Origin of the sequence: Pseudomonas sp. SJZ074 (assembly GCF_007828215.1) — a bacterium.
GTDB lineage: Bacteria > Pseudomonadota > Gammaproteobacteria > Pseudomonadales > Pseudomonadaceae > Aquipseudomonas.
Map to the genome: position 1 here is coordinate 1 of NZ_VIUE01000002.1, position 22,451 is coordinate 22,451.

The 22,451-nt window shown below is 60.6% G+C and carries 20 protein-coding genes and 1 pseudogene; 5 read left to right on the forward strand and 16 right to left on the reverse strand.

What is annotated here, in order from left to right:
* Positions 1-158: YbdD/YjiX family protein (locus FBX99_RS02405; RefSeq protein WP_145130514.1), on the forward strand; the 158-nt coding region annotated here is incomplete at its 5' end.
* A 179-nt stretch (positions 159-337) separates the two neighbouring features.
* Here FBX99_RS02405 and FBX99_RS02410 read toward each other — a convergent pair.
* The gene (locus FBX99_RS02410) at positions 338-2,134 is read right to left on the reverse strand and encodes a methyl-accepting chemotaxis protein (protein ID WP_144921510.1); all 1,797 of its coding nucleotides are present in this window, start codon (positions 2,132-2,134) and stop codon (positions 338-340) included.
* A gap of 272 nt (positions 2,135-2,406) precedes the next feature.
* On the opposite strand from FBX99_RS02410, the gene FBX99_RS02420 reads away from it, so the two are divergent.
* Positions 2,407-4,530, forward strand: coding sequence for a TonB-dependent siderophore receptor (locus FBX99_RS02420; RefSeq protein WP_144921513.1), 2,124 nt, complete (start codon positions 2,407-2,409; stop codon positions 4,528-4,530).
* A 187-nt stretch (positions 4,531-4,717) separates the two neighbouring features.
* Here the strand turns inward: FBX99_RS02420 and FBX99_RS02425 are convergent, their stop codons facing one another.
* The 7 genes from FBX99_RS02425 to ribBA all read right to left on the reverse strand — a co-directional run bounded on the left by FBX99_RS02425 (position 4,718) and on the right by ribBA (position 11,637).
* Positions 4,718-5,761: an LLM class flavin-dependent oxidoreductase gene (locus FBX99_RS02425; protein ID WP_144921516.1), complete on the reverse strand. Its 1,044-nt coding sequence runs from the start codon at positions 5,759-5,761 to the stop codon at positions 4,718-4,720.
* Positions 5,762-5,791: 30 nt separating this feature from the next.
* Entirely contained in the window at positions 5,792-6,277 is a 486-nt protein-coding gene (locus FBX99_RS02430) for a flavin reductase family protein (RefSeq protein WP_144921519.1), read from the reverse strand.
* Between the two features lie 40 nt (positions 6,278-6,317).
* Positions 6,318-7,469 carry an ABC transporter ATP-binding protein gene (locus FBX99_RS02435; RefSeq protein WP_144921522.1) on the reverse strand — a complete coding sequence of 384 codons (1,152 nt, stop codon included), beginning with the start codon at positions 7,467-7,469 and terminating at the stop codon, positions 6,318-6,320.
* A 17-nt stretch (positions 7,470-7,486) separates the two neighbouring features.
* Entirely contained in the window at positions 7,487-8,296 is an 810-nt protein-coding gene (locus FBX99_RS02440) for an ABC transporter permease (RefSeq protein WP_041022978.1), read from the reverse strand.
* A gap of 6 nt (positions 8,297-8,302) precedes the next feature.
* The gene (locus FBX99_RS02445; RefSeq protein ID WP_144921525.1) at positions 8,303-9,229 is read right to left on the reverse strand and encodes an ABC transporter permease; all 927 of its coding nucleotides are present in this window, start codon (positions 9,227-9,229) and stop codon (positions 8,303-8,305) included.
* Positions 9,226-10,251 carry an ABC transporter substrate-binding protein gene (locus FBX99_RS02450; protein ID WP_144921528.1) on the reverse strand — a complete coding sequence of 342 codons (1,026 nt, stop codon included), beginning with the start codon at positions 10,249-10,251 and terminating at the stop codon, positions 9,226-9,228. The genes FBX99_RS02445 and FBX99_RS02450 overlap by 4 nt, the downstream gene beginning before the upstream one ends.
* Positions 10,252-10,527: 276 nt before the next feature.
* Positions 10,528-11,637 (reverse strand): bifunctional 3,4-dihydroxy-2-butanone-4-phosphate synthase/GTP cyclohydrolase II, encoded by a 1,110-nt coding sequence (gene ribBA, locus FBX99_RS02455; protein WP_144921531.1) that lies wholly within the window; start codon positions 11,635-11,637, stop codon positions 10,528-10,530.
* A gap of 83 nt (positions 11,638-11,720) precedes the next feature.
* Between ribBA and FBX99_RS02460 the strand changes: the two genes are divergently transcribed.
* Positions 11,721-12,017, forward strand: coding sequence for a DUF1330 domain-containing protein (locus FBX99_RS02460; protein ID WP_144921534.1), 297 nt, complete (start codon positions 11,721-11,723; stop codon positions 12,015-12,017).
* Between the two features lie 154 nt (positions 12,018-12,171).
* On the opposite strand, the gene FBX99_RS02465 is transcribed toward FBX99_RS02460, so the two are convergent.
* The 8 genes and pseudogenes from FBX99_RS02465 to FBX99_RS02500 all read right to left on the reverse strand — a co-directional run bounded on the left by FBX99_RS02465 (position 12,172) and on the right by FBX99_RS02500 (position 18,027).
* A complete protein-coding gene (locus FBX99_RS02465; RefSeq protein WP_144921538.1) occupies positions 12,172-12,735 on the reverse strand; it encodes an NUDIX hydrolase in 564 nt (187 codons plus the stop codon).
* A gap of 1 nt (position 12,736) precedes the next feature.
* Positions 12,737-13,489 (reverse strand): GntR family transcriptional regulator, encoded by a 753-nt coding sequence (locus FBX99_RS02470; RefSeq protein ID WP_047698815.1) that lies wholly within the window; start codon positions 13,487-13,489, stop codon positions 12,737-12,739.
* A gap of 81 nt (positions 13,490-13,570) precedes the next feature.
* Complete coding sequence (locus FBX99_RS02475; RefSeq protein WP_145130516.1) at positions 13,571-13,960, reverse strand: carboxymuconolactone decarboxylase family protein; 390 nt, start codon at positions 13,958-13,960, stop codon at positions 13,571-13,573.
* Between the two features lie 33 nt (positions 13,961-13,993).
* Positions 13,994-14,347 (reverse strand): annotated as a pseudogene (locus FBX99_RS02480) (aldehyde dehydrogenase family protein); the annotation flags it as partial.
* A gap of 234 nt (positions 14,348-14,581) precedes the next feature.
* On the reverse strand, positions 14,582-15,067 hold the full coding sequence (locus FBX99_RS02485) for a flavin reductase family protein (protein WP_144921543.1): 486 nt from the start codon (positions 15,065-15,067) through the stop codon (positions 14,582-14,584).
* Positions 15,068-15,079: 12 nt separating this feature from the next.
* Complete coding sequence (locus FBX99_RS02490; protein ID WP_144921547.1) at positions 15,080-16,561, reverse strand: aldehyde dehydrogenase; 1,482 nt, start codon at positions 16,559-16,561, stop codon at positions 15,080-15,082.
* Positions 16,558-17,391 (reverse strand): alpha/beta fold hydrolase, encoded by an 834-nt coding sequence (locus FBX99_RS02495; protein ID WP_144921550.1) that lies wholly within the window; start codon positions 17,389-17,391, stop codon positions 16,558-16,560. The genes FBX99_RS02490 and FBX99_RS02495 overlap by 4 nt, the downstream gene beginning before the upstream one ends.
* A gap of 45 nt (positions 17,392-17,436) precedes the next feature.
* Positions 17,437-18,027 carry an amino acid synthesis family protein gene (locus FBX99_RS02500; RefSeq protein WP_144921553.1) on the reverse strand — a complete coding sequence of 197 codons (591 nt, stop codon included), beginning with the start codon at positions 18,025-18,027 and terminating at the stop codon, positions 17,437-17,439.
* 362 nt (positions 18,028-18,389) lie between these two features.
* On the opposite strand from FBX99_RS02500, the gene FBX99_RS02505 reads away from it, so the two are divergent.
* Both FBX99_RS02505 and FBX99_RS02510 read left to right on the forward strand, forming a co-directional pair.
* Positions 18,390-19,250 (forward strand): DMT family transporter, encoded by an 861-nt coding sequence (locus tag FBX99_RS02505; protein WP_178111858.1) that lies wholly within the window; start codon positions 18,390-18,392, stop codon positions 19,248-19,250.
* A 135-nt stretch (positions 19,251-19,385) separates the two neighbouring features.
* Positions 19,386-22,412, forward strand: a complete 3,027-nt coding sequence (locus tag FBX99_RS02510) for an AMP-binding protein (RefSeq protein WP_178111857.1) — start codon at positions 19,386-19,388, stop codon at positions 22,410-22,412.
* Positions 22,413-22,451 lie beyond the last annotated feature (39 nt).

A 22,451-nucleotide genomic window follows, 5' to 3' on the forward strand; every position in this document is an offset into this window, starting at 1 on the left:
AGGCCGCCCGCCTGATGGTCGGCATGCCCGACTACGACAACTACGTCGAGCACATGCAAACCAAGCACCCGGACAAACCGCTGATGGACTACGAGACGTTCTTCCGCGAACGCCAGGAGGCCCGTTACGGTGGCAAGGGTGGGCCGAAGTGCTGCTGAAGGCCTTGTAACACCCCTGTGGGAGCAAGCTTTGCTCCCACAGTTGTTTTTGGGCAGCCTCAGGTTTTGTGTCTACCACCGATTCCCTGTGGGAGCGGGCTTGCCCGCGAAGGCGTCGGGTCAGTGATGAAGATGTCGGCTGACCCACCGCTATCGTCGGATCGCCGCCCGGAGCAGGCTCACTCCGCCAGCAACACCGCCGCGTCGAACCCCACCCGCAGGTTGCCCCAGTGGCGGCCGTCGAAGAAGAACGGTACGTCGATCTCGGTCATGATTTCCCCGGTATCGCGCAGGTAGGTCTGGAGCAGGAAGCGCTGGACGTTGCCCGCCGCGCGCAGGCCGATGGGGTCGTTGAAGATCCGTTTGTTGCGGCATACCGGCAGGTCAACGGCGCGGTCGCCGGTGGGTGGTTTCGACACCCAGCTGTTGTTCACCGGGCAGTAGCCCTTGGTGTCGACGATGAACGAGACCTTGCCGCCCGGTGTGCTGCGGGTGAGGGCGTCGCAGGCTTCCTGGCAGACCTGGGCAAAGCGTTCGGTGTAGCCGGTCATGTACTGCTTGGGATCGGTGCCCGGAACCAACTGGTAATTCTGGTCGAACAGGTTGAGTCCCTCGCGGTGCAATGCCTCCAGGCGTACCTGGAGGGTGTCGCGGCACTGACTGGCACGGGTGATGGCCGCATCCAGCTTGCCGTGGCCGAGCACGAACCGGCCCAGCAGCGCCTGCACCTTTTCAGCGACACCGGACAGATCACGGGTAGCGGTTGCCGAATGCTGCATGCGCTGGTCGATCGACTGGCTGTCGGCATGGATCTGGGTGACCCGTTCGTTGATGCCGGTGTTGGCATCGGCGAACTGCTGGATGTGCCCGGCGATGTCGGCCAGCTTGCCGTTGGTAGATTCGAAGTCGACGATCATGCTCTCGAAATGGCCGGAAGCACGCTCCACGACTTTTTGGGTTTCCCGGGCGCTGTGGCTGATCTGGGTGGTCTGCTCGTGGGTGGAGCCGACTTCCTCGAGCATGGCGTCGATGTTGCGCGAGATATCGTCCGTGGCCCGGCTGACATTCTGCGCCAGGGTCCGCACCTCATCGGCCACCACGGCGAAGCCCCGGCCGCTCTCGCCGGCACGGGCGGCTTCGATGGCGGCGTTGAGGGCCAACAGGTTGGTCTGGGCAGAGATCTGCTGGATCAAGCCAACGATGGACTTGATGCTCGATGAACGCTGATTCAAGGCGCTCACCAGCGTCGCGAACTCATTGAGGCTGCCGGCGATCTCGCCGATGTTGCCGGTCACTTCCAGCAGCTCGGCATAGGAATCCCGGGCCATGCTCAGGTTCTGCGCGGTGGTGCTGGAGATGCCCTGGGTCTGGCGTGAGACCTCTTCGATGCGCTCCACGGCGGAGTTGCTCTGCTCCATGACTTCCTTGGCGAAGCGCGCCTGGTGGGTGGCGCTGTCGCTGGAGTCGCTGATGTTCTTGAGCGAGCGCGCCGACTCCACGGCGATGTGCACGGTGAGTGCCTGGACGTTGCTGATGATTTCCCGTTGCTTGGCCAGGAAACGGTTGCAGGTGCCGGCCAACACGCGGATTTCGTCATGGGTCACCAACGGCAGGTCCCTGGACAGGTCGCCTTCGCCGTTGGCGATCTCCTCCAGTGCACGGGTCATGGCGGTGACGGGGCGCACGATGAGGTGGCGAAAGTACCAGACCATGAAGCTGATCATGCACAGCGTCAAGAGCGCACCGAACAACAGGGCCTGGGTCAGGCTGTCGAGGCGGCCCTCGATCTGCCCCAGCAGGGCGGCGTCGAGCTGCGCGTTGTGCAACTGCGCCACAATGTCGGTACGGGCGCTGAGGGCCACCCAGTACAGCAAGCCGCTGACGGCGACCAGCAGGAAAAGGCTTGAGAGTTTCTTGGTGAGCGTATCGAAAAAGTGCATTTCGATGGACTCGTACAAAGCCTTCAACGTCTGCATGCCATAGCTCCTGGGCAGAAAAATATCTACTTGATGGCTAACAGTCGACCGCAGGGGTGAAAGCTTTAGCCGGATTGGAGCTATTTGATATCACTTTGCACGAGTCGATAGAGCCTTGTGGGAGCGGGCTTGCTCGCGAAGGCGTCCCATCAGTCGATGCAGATGTTGACTGACCCAGCGCATTCGCGGGCAAGCCCGCTCCCACAAGTGTTTACTGGGAATCATTCTCAAAGTATATTCGCTCGCATTAACATCCCCTGTGAGTGCGTGTCTTGAATCGTTTCACCCCTCCTGCGAATCGCAACGTCTTCATCAAGTGTGTATTGCCGACCTTGTCCTGCTGCTTCATCGCCAGCCCGTTGTGGGCCCAGGATGTAATCGAACTGCCCACCACGGACATCCAGGGCAGTCGCGTCACTCAAGATGAGGGCTACACGGCATCGCAAGCCAGCACGGCAAGCAAAAACGATGTACCGATCAAGGAAGAGGCGCAATCAATCAATGTGGTGACCCAGCAGACACTGGACGATTATCAGGTGCGCTCACTTGGCGATGCGATGAAGTTCGTCAGCGGCGTCAGCCAGGGCAATACCCTGGGGGGCTCGCGGGACTCGCTGATCAAGCGTGGTTTTGGCACCAACGACGATGGCTCGATCCTGCGCGACGGCGTGCGTTCGAACCTGGGACACAACTTCAGCGCCACCACCGAGCGGGTCGAAGTGCTCAAGGGTCCGGCCTCGATGTTGTATGGCGCGCTGGAGCCTGGTGGTCTGATCAACGTCATCAGCAAAAAGCCCGAATACACCCAGAGCACCACGCTGAGCGGCTCGGCCTACAGCGAAGGCGGCGGCACCCTGGGCGTGGACACCACCGGGCCGCTAGGGGATACCGGGCTGGCGTATCGGCTGATTGCCGAGCGTGGTCATGAAGATTACTGGCGCAACTATGGCGTGAATGAGAGCACGCTGGTTGCGCCGTCCCTGGCTTGGACGGGTGAGCGGGCCTCGTTGAGCCTGAGTTATGAGTACAACGAATATTCCAACCCGTTCGACCGGGGGACGGTGTTTACCGACGGGCATCCGGCGGATATCGATTATGACAAGCGCCTCGATGAGCGCTGGGCCAAGAGCGTCGGGATTCGTGAGACGGCGACGGCGCGTTTCGAGTATGAGTTGAGCGAGGCGTGGAAGACTCGGGTGACTTATGGCTGGAACAATGATCGGTACAGTCTTTCGATTGCGCAGCCGAGCCTGTCAAATGCCGGTAAGTTTCAGCGTGCCGCCAATGGTGCGCACTACGACGATGAAACGCGTTACGCCAGTTGGGATTTCATGGGTAAGCAGGAGCTGTTCGGTCAGCGTCATGATCTGCTGATCGGTGTCGATAATCAGGTGTCCGATCAATACCGTGGCAAGACCTACCGTGGCACTGCACAAGGAGGGTTTGATATCACCGCGCCGGTTTATGGTGGTCTGGCAGAGCCAGGCAAGATAAATGCTGCGCAAAGCAACTTGAGTAACAAACTGACTTCCAGCTCCGTTTACCTTAAAGACAACTGGCACCTGGACGATCGTTGGATTCTGGTGTTTGGAGGACGCTATCAGCATTACGACCAGTTCAGTGAGACGGGCATGATCAAGCGAGTGCCTGTTCGCGACGATAACGGCGATGCCTTTGTTCCGTTTCTGGGGCTGGTCTACAAAGCGGATGAAACTTTGTCCCTGTACGGGAATTACAGCCGTTCGTTCAAGCCCAACGATACCGTCGATGACAACCTCAGCACTTTCAAGCCGGAGGAAGGGCGCAGTTATGAAATCGGTGCCAAATATGATCCTCTGCCTGGGCTGAATATCAATCTCGCCTTGTTCGATATCGAAAAAAAGAATGTGGTAACCAATGCCGTAGTGGGTGGGAAAACCATTGCAGAAGCCGCCGGCAAAGTCGGCTCCCAAGGCCTGGAGCTCGACGTCACCGGACGTCTGGCCGAACGCTGGGACCTGATCGGCACCTACGCCTACACCCATACGGAAATACTGGATGATCCGAAGAACGAAGGCCATCGCCTGTCGGACGCGCCTAAGCACACCGCCAGCCTGTACCTGTCGCACCACCTCAACGTTCCGGCCGAATTCGGCGCCTGGCATGCCGGTGCCGGCGCACGCTACGTCGGCGAGCGCGCGGCCAACAACGCCAACGATTTCTGGCTGAGCAGCTATACCGTGGCCGACGCCTTCCTGCGTTGGGAGTCGCCGGTGCTGGGGTACAAGACGTCGCTGCAACTGAACGTCGATAACCTGTTCGACAAGCAGTACTACCCGTCCTCCACCGGCAGCCAGTTGCAAGTCGCCGTCGGGGAACCACGTACTGCGCGCCTGAGTGCCAGCGTGACGTTCTGATTCTTGAAAGCAAAAATGCCCGGACCGTTGAGTCCGGGCATTTTTTTGCTTCGTCTTTTGCTTCAGGACGCCTTCGCGAGCAGGCTCGCTCCCACATGAGTTACAGGCGTGCATTTAACCTGTGTTCACCACGGTCCCCCTGTGGGAGCGAGCCTGCTCGCGATAGCGGTCCAACCGTACTGCGCGCTCAGCGAAACGCCGGCACCACATGTTTGATGAACAGCTCAAGGGATTTCTTCTTCTCCGAGTGAGGCAGGCTGTTGTCGCACCAGAAGCTGAACTCGTCGACGCCCAGTTCCTGGTAGTACTTGATGCGCGGGATGATTTCTTCCGGGGTACCGATCATGGCGGTCTTGTGCAGGCTTTCCAGTTCGAACTCCGGGCGACCGGCGAACTTTTCTTCCGGGCTTGGCGCCAGGAAACCGTTGACCGGGGTTTCCTTGTTGCCGAACCAGGCATCGAAGGTGCGGTAGAACTTCGCGATCGCCTTGGCCCCGACTTTCCAGCCTTCGGGGTTATCCGCCGAGTGCACGTGGGTGTGACGCAGCACCATCAATTGCGGGCGTGGTACGTCGGGGTTGTTGTCCAGTGCATTCTGGAACTTGTTCTTCAGGTCGAGGACTTCTTCGTCGCCCTTCATCAACGGCGTCACCATGACGTTACAGCCGTTGGCGACTGCGAAGTTGTGCGAGTCCGGGTCGCGGGCAGCGATCCACATCGGTGGGTTCGGTTTCTGGATCGGCTTGGGCACGCTGGTGGAGGTCGGGAATTTCCAGATGTCGCCGTCGTGGGCATAGTCGCCTTGCCACAATGCCCGTACCGCCGGAACCATTTCACGCAGCGCCTGGCCGCCGGACGCCGCTGGCATGCCACCGGCCATGCGGTCGAATTCGACTTGGTAAGCGCCACGCGCCAGGCCGACTTCCATGCGACCGTTGCTGATCACGTCCAGCAATGCGCATTCACCAGCCGCCCGCAGCGGGTGCCAGAACGGCGCGATGATAGTGCCGGCGCCCAGGTGAATGGTGGTGGTCTTGGCCGCCAGGTAGGCCAGCAGCGGCATCGGGCTTGGCGAGATGGTGTATTCCATGGCGTGGTGTTCACCGATCCAGACCGTGCTGAAACCACCGGCCTCGGCCATCAGGGTCAGCTCGGTCAGGTCTTCGAACAGCTGGCGATGGCTGACGCTTTCGTCCCAGCGCTCCATGTGTACGAACAATGAAAATTTCATGGCGCTATCTCTTGATGATTGACGATCGGTTCAGGCGAGGGCGGGCAGGGCGCCCATCTTTCCATGGCAATAAACCAGTGGGCCTTGGGTGTGTTGCGGCACGATCAGGTTCTTCACGGCGCCGACCATGATGGCGTGGTCGCCGCCTTCGTATTCTCGCCACAGTTCGCATTCGATGATGGCGGTGGCATTGCCCAGCAAGGGGTTGCCCAGCTCACTCAGGGTCCATTCGATGCCGTGGGCCTTGTCCTTGCCTTTGCGGGCGAAGGCATAGGCTTCGTTCTGTTGCCCACCGGAGAGCAGATGGATGGCGAAGCGCTTGTTCCTGATCAGGACCGGGTAGGAATCGGAACTGTAGTTGGGGCAGAACAGCACCAGGGCCGGGTCCATCGACAACGAGCTGAAGGCGCTGGCGGTGAGGCCGACGATCTGGCCGTCGTCATTAAGGGTGGTGATGACCGTCACGCCGGACGGGAACGAACCCATGACTTGTTTGTAAACGTTGGCATCAATCATTTAGTAGTCCTCGCACGCATACGGTAACGACGCCGTGTCATCAATGAGCACCGGCGGCTTTGTTCAGGTCGCTTTCGGCCCATTGGGTGTAGACACAGGCATCGGCGGTGGCCCAGCGCACACGCACCGGATCGCCGGCCTTGAGCGGCATGCCGGCGGCGGAGAGGGCCTTGACGGTCATGGCGGTGCCGCCGGAGGTCACCACGCTGCAGGTCTGGCTTTCGCCGAGGAACAGCACTTCGACGACCTTGGCCGAAACTTCATTCCAGCCCGCCGCCAGGGACTCTTGAGCAGCCTGTTCGGTGCTCAGGGCCAGGGCTTTTTCCGGGCGGACCATCAGCAGCACGTCCTGGTCGGTTTGCAGCCCGGCGGTCAGGCGGATCGACAGCGACTGACCTTCGAAAGTCGCCACCGCGTTGCCCTGGGCCTTGAGCTTGAGGAAGTTCGAGTTGCCGAGGAACGACGCGACAAAGGCATTCGGCGGGTTCTGGTAAAGGTCGTAGCCGGTGCCCAGGCCGACGATCTTGCCGTGGCTGAAAATCGCGATGCGCTGGGACAGGCGCATGGCTTCTTCCTGGTCGTGGGTCACGTAGACGATGGTGATGCCCAGGCGTCGATGCAGTTGGCGCAGTTCATCCTGCAGGTCTTCGCGGAGCTTTTTATCCAGAGCACCGAGGGGTTCGTCCATCAGCAGGATGCGTGGTTCGTAGACCAGCGCCCGGGCAATCGCTACGCGTTGTTGCTGGCCGCCGGAGAGTTGCGAAGGGCGGCGATGGGCGAACTGCTCCAGTTGTACCAGCTTGAGCATGGCATCGACTCGACGGTCGCGCTCGGCCGGCGCCAGTTTGCGGATCGCCAGGGGGAAGGCAATGTTGTCGCGTACCGACAGGTGCGGGAACAGCGAGTAGCGCTGGAACACCATGCCAATGTCGCGCTTGTGCGGCGGGACGTTGACCAGGGATTTGCCGTCCACCAGGATCTCGCCGCTGCTGGGGGTTTCAAAGCCGGCCAGCATCGACAGCGTGGTGCTCTTGCCCGAGCCGCTGGAGCCGAGGAAAGTCAGAAACTCACCGTCCCGGATCTCCAGGGCGATATCGTCGACGGCGGCAAAGTCGCCGTAGTGCTTGTTCAGGTTGCGCAGGCTGACCAGGGTCTTGTTGTTCTGTTGTGCGGGGTCTTTGACGGCACTCATTGTGTTCTCCTAGGCGCTCAGGCGCTGATTTCATTGCGCCGGCGCAGGGCGGCGGCGATCACCATCACCAATACCGAGAGGCCGATCAGCAGCGTCGAAGCGACGGCGATCACAGGCGTCAGGTCCTGGCGCAGGGTGGTCCACATCTTTACAGGCAGGGTTTGCAGGGTCGGGCTGGCCATCATCACGCTCAGCACCACCTCGTCCCACGACACCAGAAACGCGAACAAGGCGCCGGCGATCATCCCCGGGCGGATGGCCGGGAAGGTGACCTTGAACACTGCTTGCAGGCGTGACGCGCCGCAGATCACGGCGGCGTCTTCGATGGACTGGTCGAACAGTTTCAACGAGTTGATGATTGAGATGATGGTGAACGGCAACGCGACAATGACGTGACTGACCACGAACGCGAACATCGTGCCGGTGTAGCCCAGCTTGAGGAACAGCGCATACACCGCCACGGCGATGATCACCAGCGGCACGATCATTGGCAGGGTGAACAGGCCATAGAGCATTTCCCGTCCCGGAAACCGGCCGCGCACCAGGGCAAACGCGGTGGGCAGGCCCAGGGCCACGGCGCAGATCGTGGTCAGTACCGCGACCTTGAGACTGGCCAGCGCGGCGCTCATCCAATCGGGGTTGGAAAAGAACTGGCCGTACCATTTGAACGTCCAGCCCGGTGGGGGGAAGACCAGCCACTGGGACGAGCCGAACGACAGCAGCACGATGAATACGATTGGCAGCAGCAGGAACAGCCCGATCAACCCGGTCGTGAAGTACAGACCGAAGCGCATGCGCCGGCTCATGGCATTGGGAGTCAGGAGCATGACCATTTACCTCGCGTTACTGGCGCCAACCGGGGATTCCGGCTGAAGCTTCAGGTAGAAGTAGAACAGCACCAGCGTGATGACGATCAGCAATGCGGCACCGGCGCTCGCCAGGCCCCAATTGAGGAACGACTGCACCTGCTGGATGATGAACTCGGGCAGCATCATGTTCTGCGCACCGCCGAGCAGTGCCGGAGTGACGTAGTAACCCAGGGACATCACGAACACCATCAGGCCACCGGAAAACAGCCCCGGCCGGCACAGCGGCAGGAACACCCGGAAGAAGTTGGTCCAGGGGCTGGCACCGCAGATGGAGCCGGCCTGCAGGATCATCGGGTCGATGGCCTGCATGGTCGCCTGCAACGGCAGGACGATGAACGGGATCATGATGTAGCTCATGCCGATCACCACGCCGGTGAGGTTGTGCACCATCTCCAGCGGCTGGTCGATGATCCCCAGGGCCATCAGCGTCTTGTTGATCACCCCGGAAGCCTGCAACAGCACCAGCCAGGAGTAGGTCCGGGCCAGCAGGCTGGTCCACATCGACAGCAACACGATGTTGAGGATCCAGCGACCCCAGCCCCGCGGCACCAGGGTGATGGCCCAGGCCAGGGGGAAACCCAGCAGCAGGCTGAACAGCGTCACCAGGCCGGCCACCGAAAAGGTATTGAGCAGCACTCGGGTATAAGCCGAGTTGGCGAACAGTTGCTCGTAGTTACCCAACCCGGGAACCGGTTCCAGCACGCCACGCAGGAGCAGGCCGATCAACGGCGCCAGGAAGAACAGGCCAAGGAACAGCAGGGCGGGAGCCAGGTTGCCGGCCCCGCGCCAGCGCTGGGACAGCGATGGGGTCGTCGCTGCCTTAGCGGTTGCCACACCAGCAGCGCCAGCGGCGCTCCCGGTGTGTCGGGTTGTCGTTGCCGACATTTTCATTTGACCAGCCATTCGTTCCACCGTGTCGCGATGTCCTGACCGTTCTTGGCCCAGTACGCGAAATCAAGCGTGATCTGATCCTTGGCATAGGCGGTCGGCAGGTTGGGGGCGAGCACCGAATCCAGGCGTGCGACGCTATCGACGTTGACCGGGGCATAAGCGGTCAGGTTGGAGAAGTCGGCCTGGCCCTTGGCGCTGCTGGAGTTGGCCAGGAACTTCATGGCGGCGGCCTTGTTCTTCGAGCCCTTCGGTACCACCAGGATGTCGGCCATGACCAGGTTCTGTTTCCAGCTCACGCCCACCGGCGCGCCGTCCTGTTGCAGTGCGTAGATGCGACCGTTCCAGAACTGGCCGAGGCTGGCTTCACCGGACGCGAGCAGTTGCTGGGACTGGGCGCCGCCGCCCCACCAGACGATGTCTTTCTTGATGGTGTCGAGTTTCTTGAAGGCGCGATCCAGGTCCAGGGGATAGAGCTTGTCCTGAGGGACGCCGTCGGCCAGCAGGGCCAGTTCAAGCACGCCGGGGCTCGGCCATTTGTACAGGGCGCGTTTGCCGGGGTAGGTCTTGGTGTCGAACAACGCGGACCAGTCCTGGGGCTTGCCGGCGCCGAGCTTGCCTTCGTTGTAGCCGAGGACGAAGGAGAAGTAGAAGGAGCCTACGCCGTGATCGGAAACGAAGCGTGGATCGATCTTGTCGCGCTGGATGACCGAGAAGTCCAGTGGTTCGAGCAGGCCTTCGGCAGCGGCGCGCAAGGCAAAGTCAGCCTCGACGTCAACCACGTCCCACTGCACGTTGCCACTTTCGACCATGGCCTTGAGCTTGCCGTAGTCAGTGGGGCCATCCTGGACCACGGTGATGCCGGTGCTCTTGCTGAACGGGTCGGCCCAGGCCTGCTTCTGTGCATCCTGGGTCGTACCACCCCAGCTGACGAAGTTGACACTTTCGGCAGCCATCGCCGCTTGGCTGGTAACACCCAGCAAGCCAGCAAAAAGAACGGCAACCGCACTTTTCTTCAACACCATTTTCACGCCCTCATTGTTGTGTTTATTGAGCGGGCTTGTGTGTGCCCGCTTATCGGGAGCTATAGGTCCATCTGGCTTTGCAGGACCGGGCCAAGGGCTGGATGGCTATGCTTTCCCTGCCGGGCGCACTTGGCTGACGCGTTCGGTCTATGGAATATCATATTATGGTATTCCAAACTTTCTGCAAGCATTTTGCCGTACCGGCTATCTGTCCAAGGCAGATTTTTCTCTTATGATTTTTTTCCAGGCGGCCTCCGGCCCTGTGGGATCTCGGAGTTATCCGGTAAACGGAATGCTCTCCACCACCTCCAGGTCGTATCCGGTCAAACCGGCATACTTGAGCGGCGGTCCCAGGTGGCGCAGCTTGCCGACGCCCAGGTCCTGGAGAATCTGCGCCCCGGTACCGACTTCTGAATAGATGCGTGACCGGGAACGGCTGAACTGGCGTGGTGGCTGGGTGAGTTGTGGCACGCGTTCGAGCAGCGCTTGTGAGGATTCGTGGTTGGCCAGGACGACCACCACGCCGCAGCCCTCTTCGGCGACCCGTTGCAAGGCCGCCCAGAGTGTCCAGTTGGACGGGCCATTGTATTCGGCGCCCACCAGGTCCCGTAGCGGGTCGATGGCATGGACTCGTACCAGGGTGGGTTCTTCCCGGCGGATGTTGCCCATGACCATCGCCATGTGCACGCCACCCTCGATGCGGTCTTCAAAGGTGAACAGCCGGAAGGTGCCGTGCACGGTGGGCAGTTCCCGTTCGCCGATGCGTACCACGGTGTGTTCGGTGCTCAAGCGATAGTGGATCAGGTCGGCGATGGTGCCGATCTTGATCCCGTGCTTGCGGGCGAATACTTCCAGGTCCGGGCGGCGGGCCATGGTGCCGTCGTCGTTCATGACTTCGACGATCACCGATGCCGGCGTGAAACCGGCCAGGCGCGCCAGGTCGCAGCCGGCTTCGGTATGCCCGGCCCGGGTCAGGACACCCCCTTCCCGGGCGCGTAGCGGGAAGATATGCCCCGGCTGGACGATATCGGTGGGGCCGGCATCGGCGGCGACCGCCGCGGCCACGGTGCGCGCCCGGTCGGCGGCGGAAATGCCGGTGGTCACGCCGGTGGCGGCCTCGATGGACACGGTGAACGCTGTGCTGAACACGCTGCCATTGCTCGGCACCATCTGTTCGAGCCCCAGGCGCTGGCAGTGTTCGTCGGTCAAGGTCAGGCAGATCAGCCCGCGGGCTTCCCGGGCCATGAAGCTGATGGCCTGGGCGTTGCAGCAATCGGCGGCCAGCAGCAGATCACCTTCGTTTTCCCGGTCTTCATCGTCCACCAGCAACACCATCTTGCCCTGGCGGTAGTCTTCGATGATTTCTTGAATACTGTTAAAGGCCATGTGGGGATCTCTTTGTCAGGATGGGATGCATGAAGGAAACCGCTTGTGGTATACCATAATACAAATCAACCCGAGAGGTCACTATGAAGGCGTACTGGATTGCCCATGTGGATGTCACCGACCCTGATCAATATAGCCAATACACCCAACGGGCTCCGGCGGCGTTTGCCTTGTACGGAGGACGGATGCTGGCCCGGGGCGGGCGTAGCGAGGCAATGGAGGGCAGGGCCACGCCGCAGCGCAGCGTGGTCATCGAATTCGATTCCTACGAGCAGGCGCTGGCCTGTTATCACTCGGAGCAGTACCAGGAGGCCAAGCGCCACCGCAAGGATGTGGCCCGGGCCGAGGTGGTCATCGTCGAGGGGGTGGCGCCCTTGTAGGCGCCGGTGTCGGCTTCACTTTGTGGTGTGGGCAGGGTTTGTGTACGGCATCCAACCCTGTGGGAGCGGGCTTGCCCGCGAAGACGGCGGCACATACAACATCTACATGACAGACACTGCGCTTTCGCGAGCGAGCCCGCTCCCACAAAAGGGGTCAACGGATGAAGTGGATCTTGCCGCTGTCGTCGTTGCCGATGTAGATGCCGTAGACCCCGGCCTGGCGCTCCTCGATATAACGTTCGAGGATCTGGCGGATGGCCGGGTAGTAGATGCTGTCCCAGGGAATGTCTTGCGGTGCGAAGAACTGGCAGGCAAGGGTTTCCGGGCCGAACTGGCCGGTGATTTCCAGCGCGACGGCGCGGAAGATGATGTACACCTCGCTGATCTTCGGCACGCTGAAGATCGAGTAGGGCGAGACGATGTCCGCGCGCACGCCGGTTTCCTCCCAGACTTCCCGCAACGCCGCCTGCTCGGTGGTCTCGTTGCCTTCCATGAAGCCGGCAGGCAGGGTCCAGGTGCCCGGGCGTGGGGGGATGGCGCGCTGGCACAACAGGTATTTGCCGTCCTGCTCGATGATGCAGCCGGCAATGATCTTCGGGTTGACATAGTGGATGTAGCCGCAGCCGCCACACATCAGCCGCTCATGGGTATCGCCCGCCGGCAGGCGTTGACTCAGGTCGCTGCCGCCACACTTTGGACAAAAGCTCGGGCTGAACATGTCAGTGTCCTATACGAGGTTCTTTCAGGGCGATGGGGACCGTGATTTCAGGAATATCGCCGGTCTCTTCCTGCTTGCGCTTGAGGTATTCCAGCGCAACCTTGGCCGCGGCCCGTACGTGGTCCACCGAAGCCTGGTGGGCGGCCAGCGGATCGCCGCTCTTGATGGCCTCGACGATGCGTTCCATTTCCTGGTTGCTGGCGCCGCGGCGGTTTTCCTGGGACACCGATGTGGCTCGCAGGTAGCTGATGCGCGCCTGCAATTGGCGTAACTGGGTGGCGGCCACATGGTTGCCGGAGCCTTCGAGCAGCACATCGTAGAAACCCTGTACCGAATCCAGCACCTGTTGCAGTTCGCCGTCCTTGAGGGCCTCGCGGTTTTCCTTCAGGGCCTTTTCGAGGGCCTTGATGTCCTTGGCGCTGGCGCGCAGGGTGAACAACTGGACGATCAGCCCTTCCAGCACGCAACGCAGCTCATAGATGTCACCGGCATCGTCCAGGGTAATGATCGCGACCCGTGGGCCCTTGGCATCGGCGAATTCCACCAGGCCTTCGGACTCCAGGTGACGCAAGGCTTCGCGCACCGACGTGCGGCTCACGCCCAGGCGATCGCACAGATCGCGCTCGACCAGACGATCTCCCGGCAGGAGCTGGAAGTTCATGATGGCGCTTCGCAGCTTATCCAGCACAATCTCGCGCAGGGTAACGGGGTTGCGATTGACCTTGAAGCTGTCGTCGAGTGGCAGGCGTTTCATGGGCGTTGCTCTTTAGGTGGCTGTCCATGCAAAAAGAGCACGTCGATCATCGTCACGTGCTCTTTGCAAAACCAGCCAAGGTTAACTAGAGGCCTCGGCATCGGCTTCAGCGAAGGCTTCACGGGCGAGCCGGAAACTGTCGACGGCTGCGGGTACACCGCAATAGATACCGACCTGAAGCAGGATTTCGCGTATTTGTTCACGACTCAGGCCATTGCGCAAGGCACCGCGTACATGCAGTTTGAGCTCATGAGGCCGATTGAGGGCCGAAATCATGGCCAAGTTTATCATGCTGCGTTCCTTGAGCGACAAACCCTCGCGGCCCCAGACGTGACCCCAGCAGTATTCGGTGACCATTTCCTGCAATGGCCGGGTGAAGTCGTCGGCGTTTTCGATGGAGCGTTTCACATAGGCTTCGCCCAGCACCTGGGTGCGGATCTTCAAGCCTTTCGCGTATTTGTCGTTGCTCATTTTCCGTGTCTCCCGCGGGGCTCAGAGCCCGTCCATCAGGGTGTATTCCAGCGCCTCGCTCATGCGCCAGGCCCCGCCCAGGTCGCGGGTGTAGCAATAGGCGGCGAGCCCGGAATCGGTGTCGTTGGCCATCTCCACGGCCTGTGCCTCGCTGCCGAAGCGAAAGACCGCTGCCAGCGGCCCGAAGGTTTCTTCCCGGGCGACTTTCATCTGCGTCGTGACGCCGGCCAGTACCGTCGGCTGGAAGAAGCCGTGACCCAAGGCATGGCGTTCGCCGCCGCAGAGCACCCGGGCACCGTGGGCGAGGGCGTCCTGGACATGGTCCTCGACCTTGGCGACGGCCCGTTCGTTGACCAGCGGACCCTGGCTGACGCCCGCCTCGAAGCCGTACAGTTGCGAGGCTGCTGGACTCATGCCGGCTCCTGAAATAAAGATAGAAAAGTCACTTCTGGCCCCTGCGGCGAGGGGATTTATCCCCGCTGGGCTGCGGAGCAGCCCTAAGACCTGCCACCTCGGTGTGTCAGGTTGATTGAGTTGACAGCTTTTGGGGCCGCTTCGCGCCCCAGCGGGGATAAATCCCCTCGCCACAACAGTGTCCGGCTCAGGTTCTCCTTGCGCCGTTCAGCCCAGCGCGGGCAGGGCGCCCAGTTTGCCCTTGTGGTAGATCATCGGCGTAACCGGCTGCTCAGGCAGGATCAGGTGCTTCACCGCGCCGACGATGATCGCGTGGTCGCCGCCGTCGTATTCGCGCCACAGTTCGCACTCGATGATTGCCGTGGCCTTGGCCAGGATCGGGTTGCCGAGGGCGCTCAGGTGCCAGTCGATGCCGTTGGCCTTGTCCTTGCCTTTACCGGCGAAGGCGTAGGCCTCGGCGGTCTGGTCGGCGGACAGCAGGTGAATCGCGAACTGCTTGCTGTCCCGCAGGATCGGGTAGGTGTCGGAGGCGTAATTGGGGCAGAACAGCACCAGCGCCGGGTCGATCGACAACGCGCTGAACGCGCTGGCGGTGATGCCGACAATGTTCCCGTCCGGGTCCAGGGTGGTGACCACTGTGACGCCGGAGGGGAACGAGCCCATGACTTCTTTGTAAATGCCGGGTTCGATCATGGCGGCCGTCTCCTAGCGCATCACGAAGGGGTCAGGCATGGGAGCCTGAGAGAGGTTGATCCACACCGTTTTCAGTTCGGTGTAGGCCAGCACCGAATCGATACCGCTTTCACGTCCGTAGCCGCTGTTCCTGAAGCCGCCGATAGGCGCCATGGCCGAGACGGCACGGTAGGTATTGACCCAGATGATGCCTGAACGCACGTCCCGGGCCAGGCGATGGGCGCGGCCGAGGTCGCGGGTCCAGATGCCGGCGGCGAGGCCGAACTGCGAGTCGTTGGCGATGGCCAGCGCTTCGGCTTCGTCCTTGAAGCGAATCACCGACGCTACCGGGCCGAAGACTTCTTCCTGCATGATCTTCATCGAATTGCGGTCGCATTCGAACAGGGTTGGCTCATAGAACCAGCCTTCACCCAGGTTTTGTGGACGCTTGCCTCCGAGGCGCAGCCGCGCACCCTCGGCGATGGCGTCGGCGACCAGACCTTCGACCACGGCCAATTGCTGAGCGGTGGCCATCGGGCCCATTTCGCTGCTGTCGTCCTGCGGGTTGCCGATGCGGATGCGCTTGGCGCGTTCTTCCAGGCGCGAGACGAACTCATCGTAGATCGCGTCCTGTACCAACAGTCGCGAGCCGGACACGCAGCTCTGGCCCGACGCCGCGTAGATCCCGGCAATCGCACCATTGATGGCGCTGTCGAGGTCGGCGTCGGCGAAAATGATGTTGGGCGACTTGCCCCCCAGCTCCAGGGACAGCTTGGCGAAGTTCTCCGCGCTGCTGCGCACCACATGGCGAGCCGTGGCGGCGCCACCGGTGAAGGCGATCTTGCGAATCAGCGGATGACAAGTGAGGGCGGCGCCGGTACTCGGGCCATAACCGGTCACGACGTTGACCACACCTGCTGGAAATCCGGCTTCCAGGGCCAGGCGAGCCAGCTCCAGGATGGTCGCCGACGCGTGTTCGGACGGCTTGATCACGACGGTGTTGCCGGCCGCCAGTGCCGGAGCGAGCTTGATCGCGGTCAGATACAGCGGGCTGTTCCAGGGAATGATCGCCGCCACCACGCCCATGGCTTCGTGCACGGTGTAGGCGAACATATCCGGCTTGTCGAGGGGCAGGGTGCCGCCTTCGAGTTTGTCGGCCAGGCCTGCGGTGTAGTGGAAAAACTCCGGCAGATAGCCGACCTGGCCCCGGGTTTCACGGATCAGCTTGCCATTGTCGCGGCTTTCCAGCTGGGCCAGTTGCTCCTTGTTTTCGGCGATCAGGTCACCGAGACGGCGCAGCAATTTGCCACGGGCGGTGGCGGTCAGGCCACGCCAGGCAGGGCTGTCGAATGCCGTTTGCGCCGCCTGGACGGCGCGTTCGACATCGGCTTCGTCGGCATCGGGCAGTTCGGCCCAGGCCTGGGCCAGGGCCGGGTTCAGGCTTTGGAAGGTCTTGCCGGACAGGGCATCGACCCATTCACCGCCGATGCACATCTGGAAACGTGCGAGTGTCATGCAACGATCCCCTTAATTGGATGTTGTTGGGAGTACGCCTTGTCGAGGAACTCCAGCAGCATTTGGTTGACCAGTCGCGGCGACTCCACCGGCATCATATGCCGTTGTTCGGCGAGCACGGCAACGGCGGCACCGGGAATACACGCGGCCAGTTGTTCGGCCATCTCCGGGGTCGAGCCCGGGTCCAGCTCGCCGGTGGCGATCAGCGTGGGCGCCTGGATGCTGCCCAGGTCGTCGGCGCGGTACATGTCCTGGGTGGCGAACAGTTCATAGGTGGTCAGGTAACCCTGGGGATCGTTCTTCGCCAGGGTCTGGCGCAGTGCCGCGATCTGTGCCGGGTTGGCCGCCTGGTACTCGCGGCTGAACCAGCGTGACAGCGCGGCTTCGGCGTTGGCGTCCGGGCCATGCTCGGCTGCCTGGGCGGTACGGGCGATGACTCCGGCGCGTTGCTCGGGGCTGCGGTTGAACACGCTGTTAAGCACCACCAGGCTTTGCAGGCGTTGCGGATAATGCAGGGCGAAAGCACGTGCCACCAGGCCGCCCATGGAGAAACCGATCACCGTGGCCTGAGGCAGTTGCAGGTGGTCGAGCAGTTCCAGCAACTGGTCGGCGTAACCGAGCAGACCGGTGCCGTTGGCGGGGCGTGGGCTGGCGCCATGGCCGAGCATGTCGTAGGCAATCACGCGATACTTCGTGGCCAGGCCGACGACCTGACCGCCCCACATTTCTTTGTTCAGGCCCACACCGTGGATCAAGACTACGGGCTGGCCTTGGCCGGTCGCCAGGTAACTGGTGCCGGCCGGGGTGAGTTCAGCGGTGAGCCGAATCATGGAGCGCTCCTGCTTGCCTTTTTTTGTTGTAAGGGCCGGGCTGGTTTATTGCGCCTTCTCGGCGGCCAGTTCTTCCAGATCGATGTAGCGGTTGCCGATGCGTGGATGCAAGCGGCCGCCATCGGCGCAACCCAGTACCACGACGATTTCGTCGGCCCGCGGTGCATCTTCGATCTGCATTTCCAGGGTGATGTAGTGCGACCGCAGGCCTTCGTCGTCCTTGTGCATCATCGGGATCTGGATCGAGGTACCAGGGCCGCCGCGCTTGTTGGTGAAGCTCAGGTAGCTCTTGGCCTTGACCGCTTCGCGGTAGTGGTTGCCGAAACGCAGGGTATGGATCACGGCCGAGGCGTGCTCGATTTCACCGTCGGCGCCGACGACAGCGGCCTTGCCATAGGCTTCGATCTTCTCTGCGCCGCCGATGGTGCCCACCAGGCGCTCGACCATCAGCGCACCAAGATCGGAACAGTTGGCACGGATTTCCGGCTTCAGGTCTTCAACGAAGCCACGGCCCAGCCAAGGGTTTTTCATGACGACCGCCAGCCCGACCATGGTCACCGGCTTATCAGTGGCCTTGCCACCCTCGATGAAGGTTTCTTCGACGTAGCTGACGATCTTGCGAATTTCGAAACTCATGAGCTGCTCCATGGGAGGTTGGGAGAAGTTGATGCGTATGATGGTATACCATAATACTGTAAGCGCAAGTGGTCCGTTGAGTTTGTTCGCTGATGGACGACAGAAGGCTTGCCAGACAGGGCTGCCCATGGTTTGGGCGTGGTCGGGTGGCGGCGGAAACGAAAGAGGTCGAGGGCCCGCGTTTGACGGAATCAGGGGCGTGGCGCTTTTACCGTTGCAATAAAGGCATAAGCTAATCGCAAATTGAACTAGCAGATAAATTTGACAATCCGTTATCCGAATATACGCTTCCACAGCGTTGCCTGATGGGATGCGCAAGACTCGGCCAAGATAGCCGGTCTGGGATAACGGAGTTGTTTTGCATGGATAGCGGAGTGTTTGGCGGGCTGATGGTGATGTTGTGTTGGGGTATCTCGGACTTTATTCAAAGTCTTATGATTCGCCAATTAGGCACCGCGAAAACAATGTTGGTTCGCAACTTGTTCACCTTTGCTGTGGCACTCCTCCTTGGGGTGTATCTGATCACTTCCCATCAGCTCAGGTTCGATACAAACGCTGTGTTGATCATTACCGGCAGTTCTGCCGCGTATGTGGCCGGGTATTACTTCTACATGCGTGGCTGTGAAGTCGGCAATCTATCCCTGGTCTCGCCGATCGCCTCTACTTACAGTCTCGTCACTATCTTCTTTTCCATTATTTTCCTTCGGGAAAGCCTGGCGCCGGTTGCCTGGGTCGCTGTATCGATTATTTTCATCGGTATTGTCATGACCTCCGGCAACATCTTCCAATCGTTGCGCGGTGGCTCGCAAGGCTTTCTTCAAGCCATCCTGGCCATGGTGGGTTTTGGCGTGGCCTTTTTCATCCTGGGCTTTTCCGCAAAGGCGCTCGACGTCACCAACGCCTTCTTTTATTCCGCATTGACCCAGGCTGTTCTTTTCACCGCACTGGCGTTGAGCAGAAACGGTCGGCTGAATCAAGGTGATCTGACCCGGCGTCGTGGAGGGTACTTTCTTGCGCATTCTGTATTGGTTAATGCGGGTTGGGTGTTTTATATCTTTGCCTCCAAAGTGGGTGAACTCTCGCTTGTTACGCCTATCAGTTCGGTGTACTCCGGTGTGACAGTGTTATTGGCCATTGCTATTTACAGGGAAATAACCACCCTGGGGCAAAAGGTCGGAATAGGCACCGTTCTTGTTGGGGTGTTCTTGCTTAGTTATAAGTGATCGTCCTTTAACTATGGCACTCCTCAGGAAGGGGTGACTGATATTGTTGTGCCGAATGCCCCTGCGGGTTATTCGGCACTGCATGCATGCCCATCTTAATTCTGTATGCCGATAACGGTAGAAGGAGTTCTTGGAATGATGCAGCCGAAAACAAGCCCGGTCGACGCTCCACCCATTGCATTGGATCTTGTCACTAGAATCGATGAATGGGCAGATCAGTATCCTGAAAGAACTGCAATAGTGTTTCAAGGTCAGCCAGTCACCTATGCCGAACTTTCAGGTCGAAGAAAGGCACTCGCCAGGCACCTCTTGAGTAAGGGGCTTGGCGTGGGAAGCAAGGTCGGGATCCACTTGCCCAGGGAGCCCGATCTGATCGTCGCCTTGACTGCGGTTCTGTCAATAGGCGCGATCTTTATTCCACTCCCTCCGGATTCACCACCGCAGCGTAATGAACTGATCTCCAGGCTCGCCCATCTCGACGCCGTGATCAAACCTCAGTTGATTGATCTTTCACAGTGGTCCATCGGCACATGCCTGGATATCGAGGCGGTGAACTGGTGTGATTCGACATTGCTGCTCGAACCCCTTGTCGATGATCTCTCGCTGGCCTACATATTGTTCACTTCGGGTTCAACGGGGCTCCCCAAAGGGGTGATGGTTCGCCGACAAAACCTCGCCTATTTCTTATCCGCAATCAATGAGGTGATCGATTTTCCGGCATGGGGAGCGCTCGTTTCCACCACGACCTATGGCTTCGACATTTCCATCCTGGAGTTTTTCCTGCCGCTTGCCCAAGGTGGCACGCTGTACCTGGCCAGTGAGCAACAGAGCCGGGACGGCCAGGCGATCGCGGATTTGCTCGACCACTGCGAAAAGGCTCTGCTTCAAGCCACCCCGGCTACCTGGCGACTGCTGATAGCGGCAGGGTGGCCCCGTACCTGTGCCGTCGGAGCGCTGTGTGGCGGTGAAACGCTGCCCGTTGAATTGGGCGAAAAAATCTTCCGCTCGGCGAGGGCGGCCTGGAACCTCTACGGACCGACAGAAACAACGATCTGGTCTTTCTGCCATCGCCTGCAAGCCAGCGACTTCACCGGTTCAGCGACCAGCGTCCCCATAGGCCAGCCTCTACCCGGTACCCGTTTTCGATTGTCTGCGTCGCAAGACCCCCTGGAGTCCGAACTGCTGATCGCTGGGCCAGGGGTCAGCGCGGGTTATTTCAATCGGGACGATCTGACGGCGGAGAAGTTTCAGGTAGCTGAAACAGGCGATGCTTCAGTGATCTACCACACCGGCGATCGGGTTCGACAACGGCCTGATAACTCGCTGGTTTTCATCGGGCGCAAAGACCGGCAACTCAAACTCAATGGCTATCGTATCGAGCCCGGCGAAATCGAGTCGGCCCTTCACAAGTCCGGTCTGGTCAGTCAATCGGTCGTCACGCTGGTGGAACATGCGCCTGATGACCACAGGTTGGCAGCCTATGTGGTACTGGATGAACAGGCGTCCAGCCAACGCGATGAGCAGGCCGGTGTATGGCTCGATGTGTGGGAAGCCGCTTATCTGTCGGCCGGGAAAAGCGAGGTCGCCAGCGCCGAAAGTGGTTACACCTCAAGTTTCTCAGGCGAGTTGATCCCGGACAGCGATTTGCGCGAATGGGTGCAGGCGACAGCTTCGCGGGTCTTGGAGTTCGCAGGCCACTCGGTACTGGATATCGGCTGTGGCATTGGTATGACGGGGGTGGTACTGCTGGAAAACGGCCTCCATCGTTACGTCGGTTGCGATGCCTGCGAGGCGGCGGTCGAGCGTGCGCGCCTGCGGCTGGAACAGGTCGCCGGTCCCCATGCATCCCGTGCGGTGATGAAGAGGGCGGCCCATGAGCTGGACACGCTGGATGAGGCACCTTTCGACGTTGTTCTGCTGAATTCAGTCATCCAGTACTTCCCGGACACGGCCTACCTTGCCGGTGTCCTTGAGAAAGCTGTCGACCTGTGTCGCGAAGGTGGCGTGATTGTCATCGGTGATGTGCCTTACGCGTCCCTGAAACAGCTCTTGTCCGCCGCCGCGAGCCGCACACGGGAAAAATTGCAGCGTGCACTTCCCGTGGTCGGAGAAGGGGAGTTGTGGCTGGATCCTCTGCAGATCAAGCAACTGGCCTACGCACTGGAGCGAGTCGTCCACGTAGAGACTGAATTGCGCACGGGGCAGGGCAAGGATGAAATGACCCGCTACCGTTACGACGTCATCCTCCGGCTCGACAGGGATGACCGGGCGATTCTGGAGCCGGCTGCACGCTATTCGTATCGGCATGAGCATCCACACGGACAAGACCTGGATCAGTGGCTGGCATCGCTCCCTTCGGCGTTCGTGCTTTCGGGCGTTCCAAACGCCAGGCTCAGCCTGGACCTTCAGCTTGCCGAAGGCGGTTCCGCGATCCACCCGAGCGAGGCCTGCGACCCCGAATACATTCGTCAATGGGCCGCAAGCCGTCAGCGCCAGGCCAAGGTCCGCTGGAGCGATAGCCTTCCCGCCGGAACAATGGATATCTTCGTGGGGCCTCGTGACAGCCTGGATCCTACGTTTGAGCCGCGTCCTGCGTCGGGCGGGATGCAGATTGAAGTTCCTCCTGTCCGGGAAATCGGGGATGCCGCCATGCGGCAGGAGGTCATCGAGCAGCTCAAGGCATCGCTCCGAGCCCACGTGCCTGCCTACATGATTCCCGCTCATTTCATTTTCCTGGAGCGTTTGCCGCTGACGTTCAACGGCAAGTTGGATGTCGCCGCCCTTGAGCGATTTGCACCTGGCGCCCAATCCAGGCGCGGGCCTGCGAACGATCAGTCATTGTCGGTCAAGCAGCGCCTGACGCAGATATGGTCTGACATCCTGTTGATTGCCTCGATACATCCGACCCAGAGTTTTTTTGCCCAGGGAGGATCCTCGCTGCTCATCGTCAAGCTGACCCGTGCGTTGAACGATGCCTTCGGCTTGAAGCTTCAAGTCACCGAACTGTTCGAAGAAAACAGCCTTGACGCACAAGCCCGCCTGATCAACCAAAAGCTGGGATCGGCTGAGGCCTTGTCGATGAAGCCGCCTCCTTCTTCCAGTGTGGACCGCAGGACCGCCGCCATCAGATCAGCGGCTCGTAGACGCCAGAAGCAACTATAGGCGCCCCGCGGCCAAGTCATTTTCACATTCGGGAGAGAA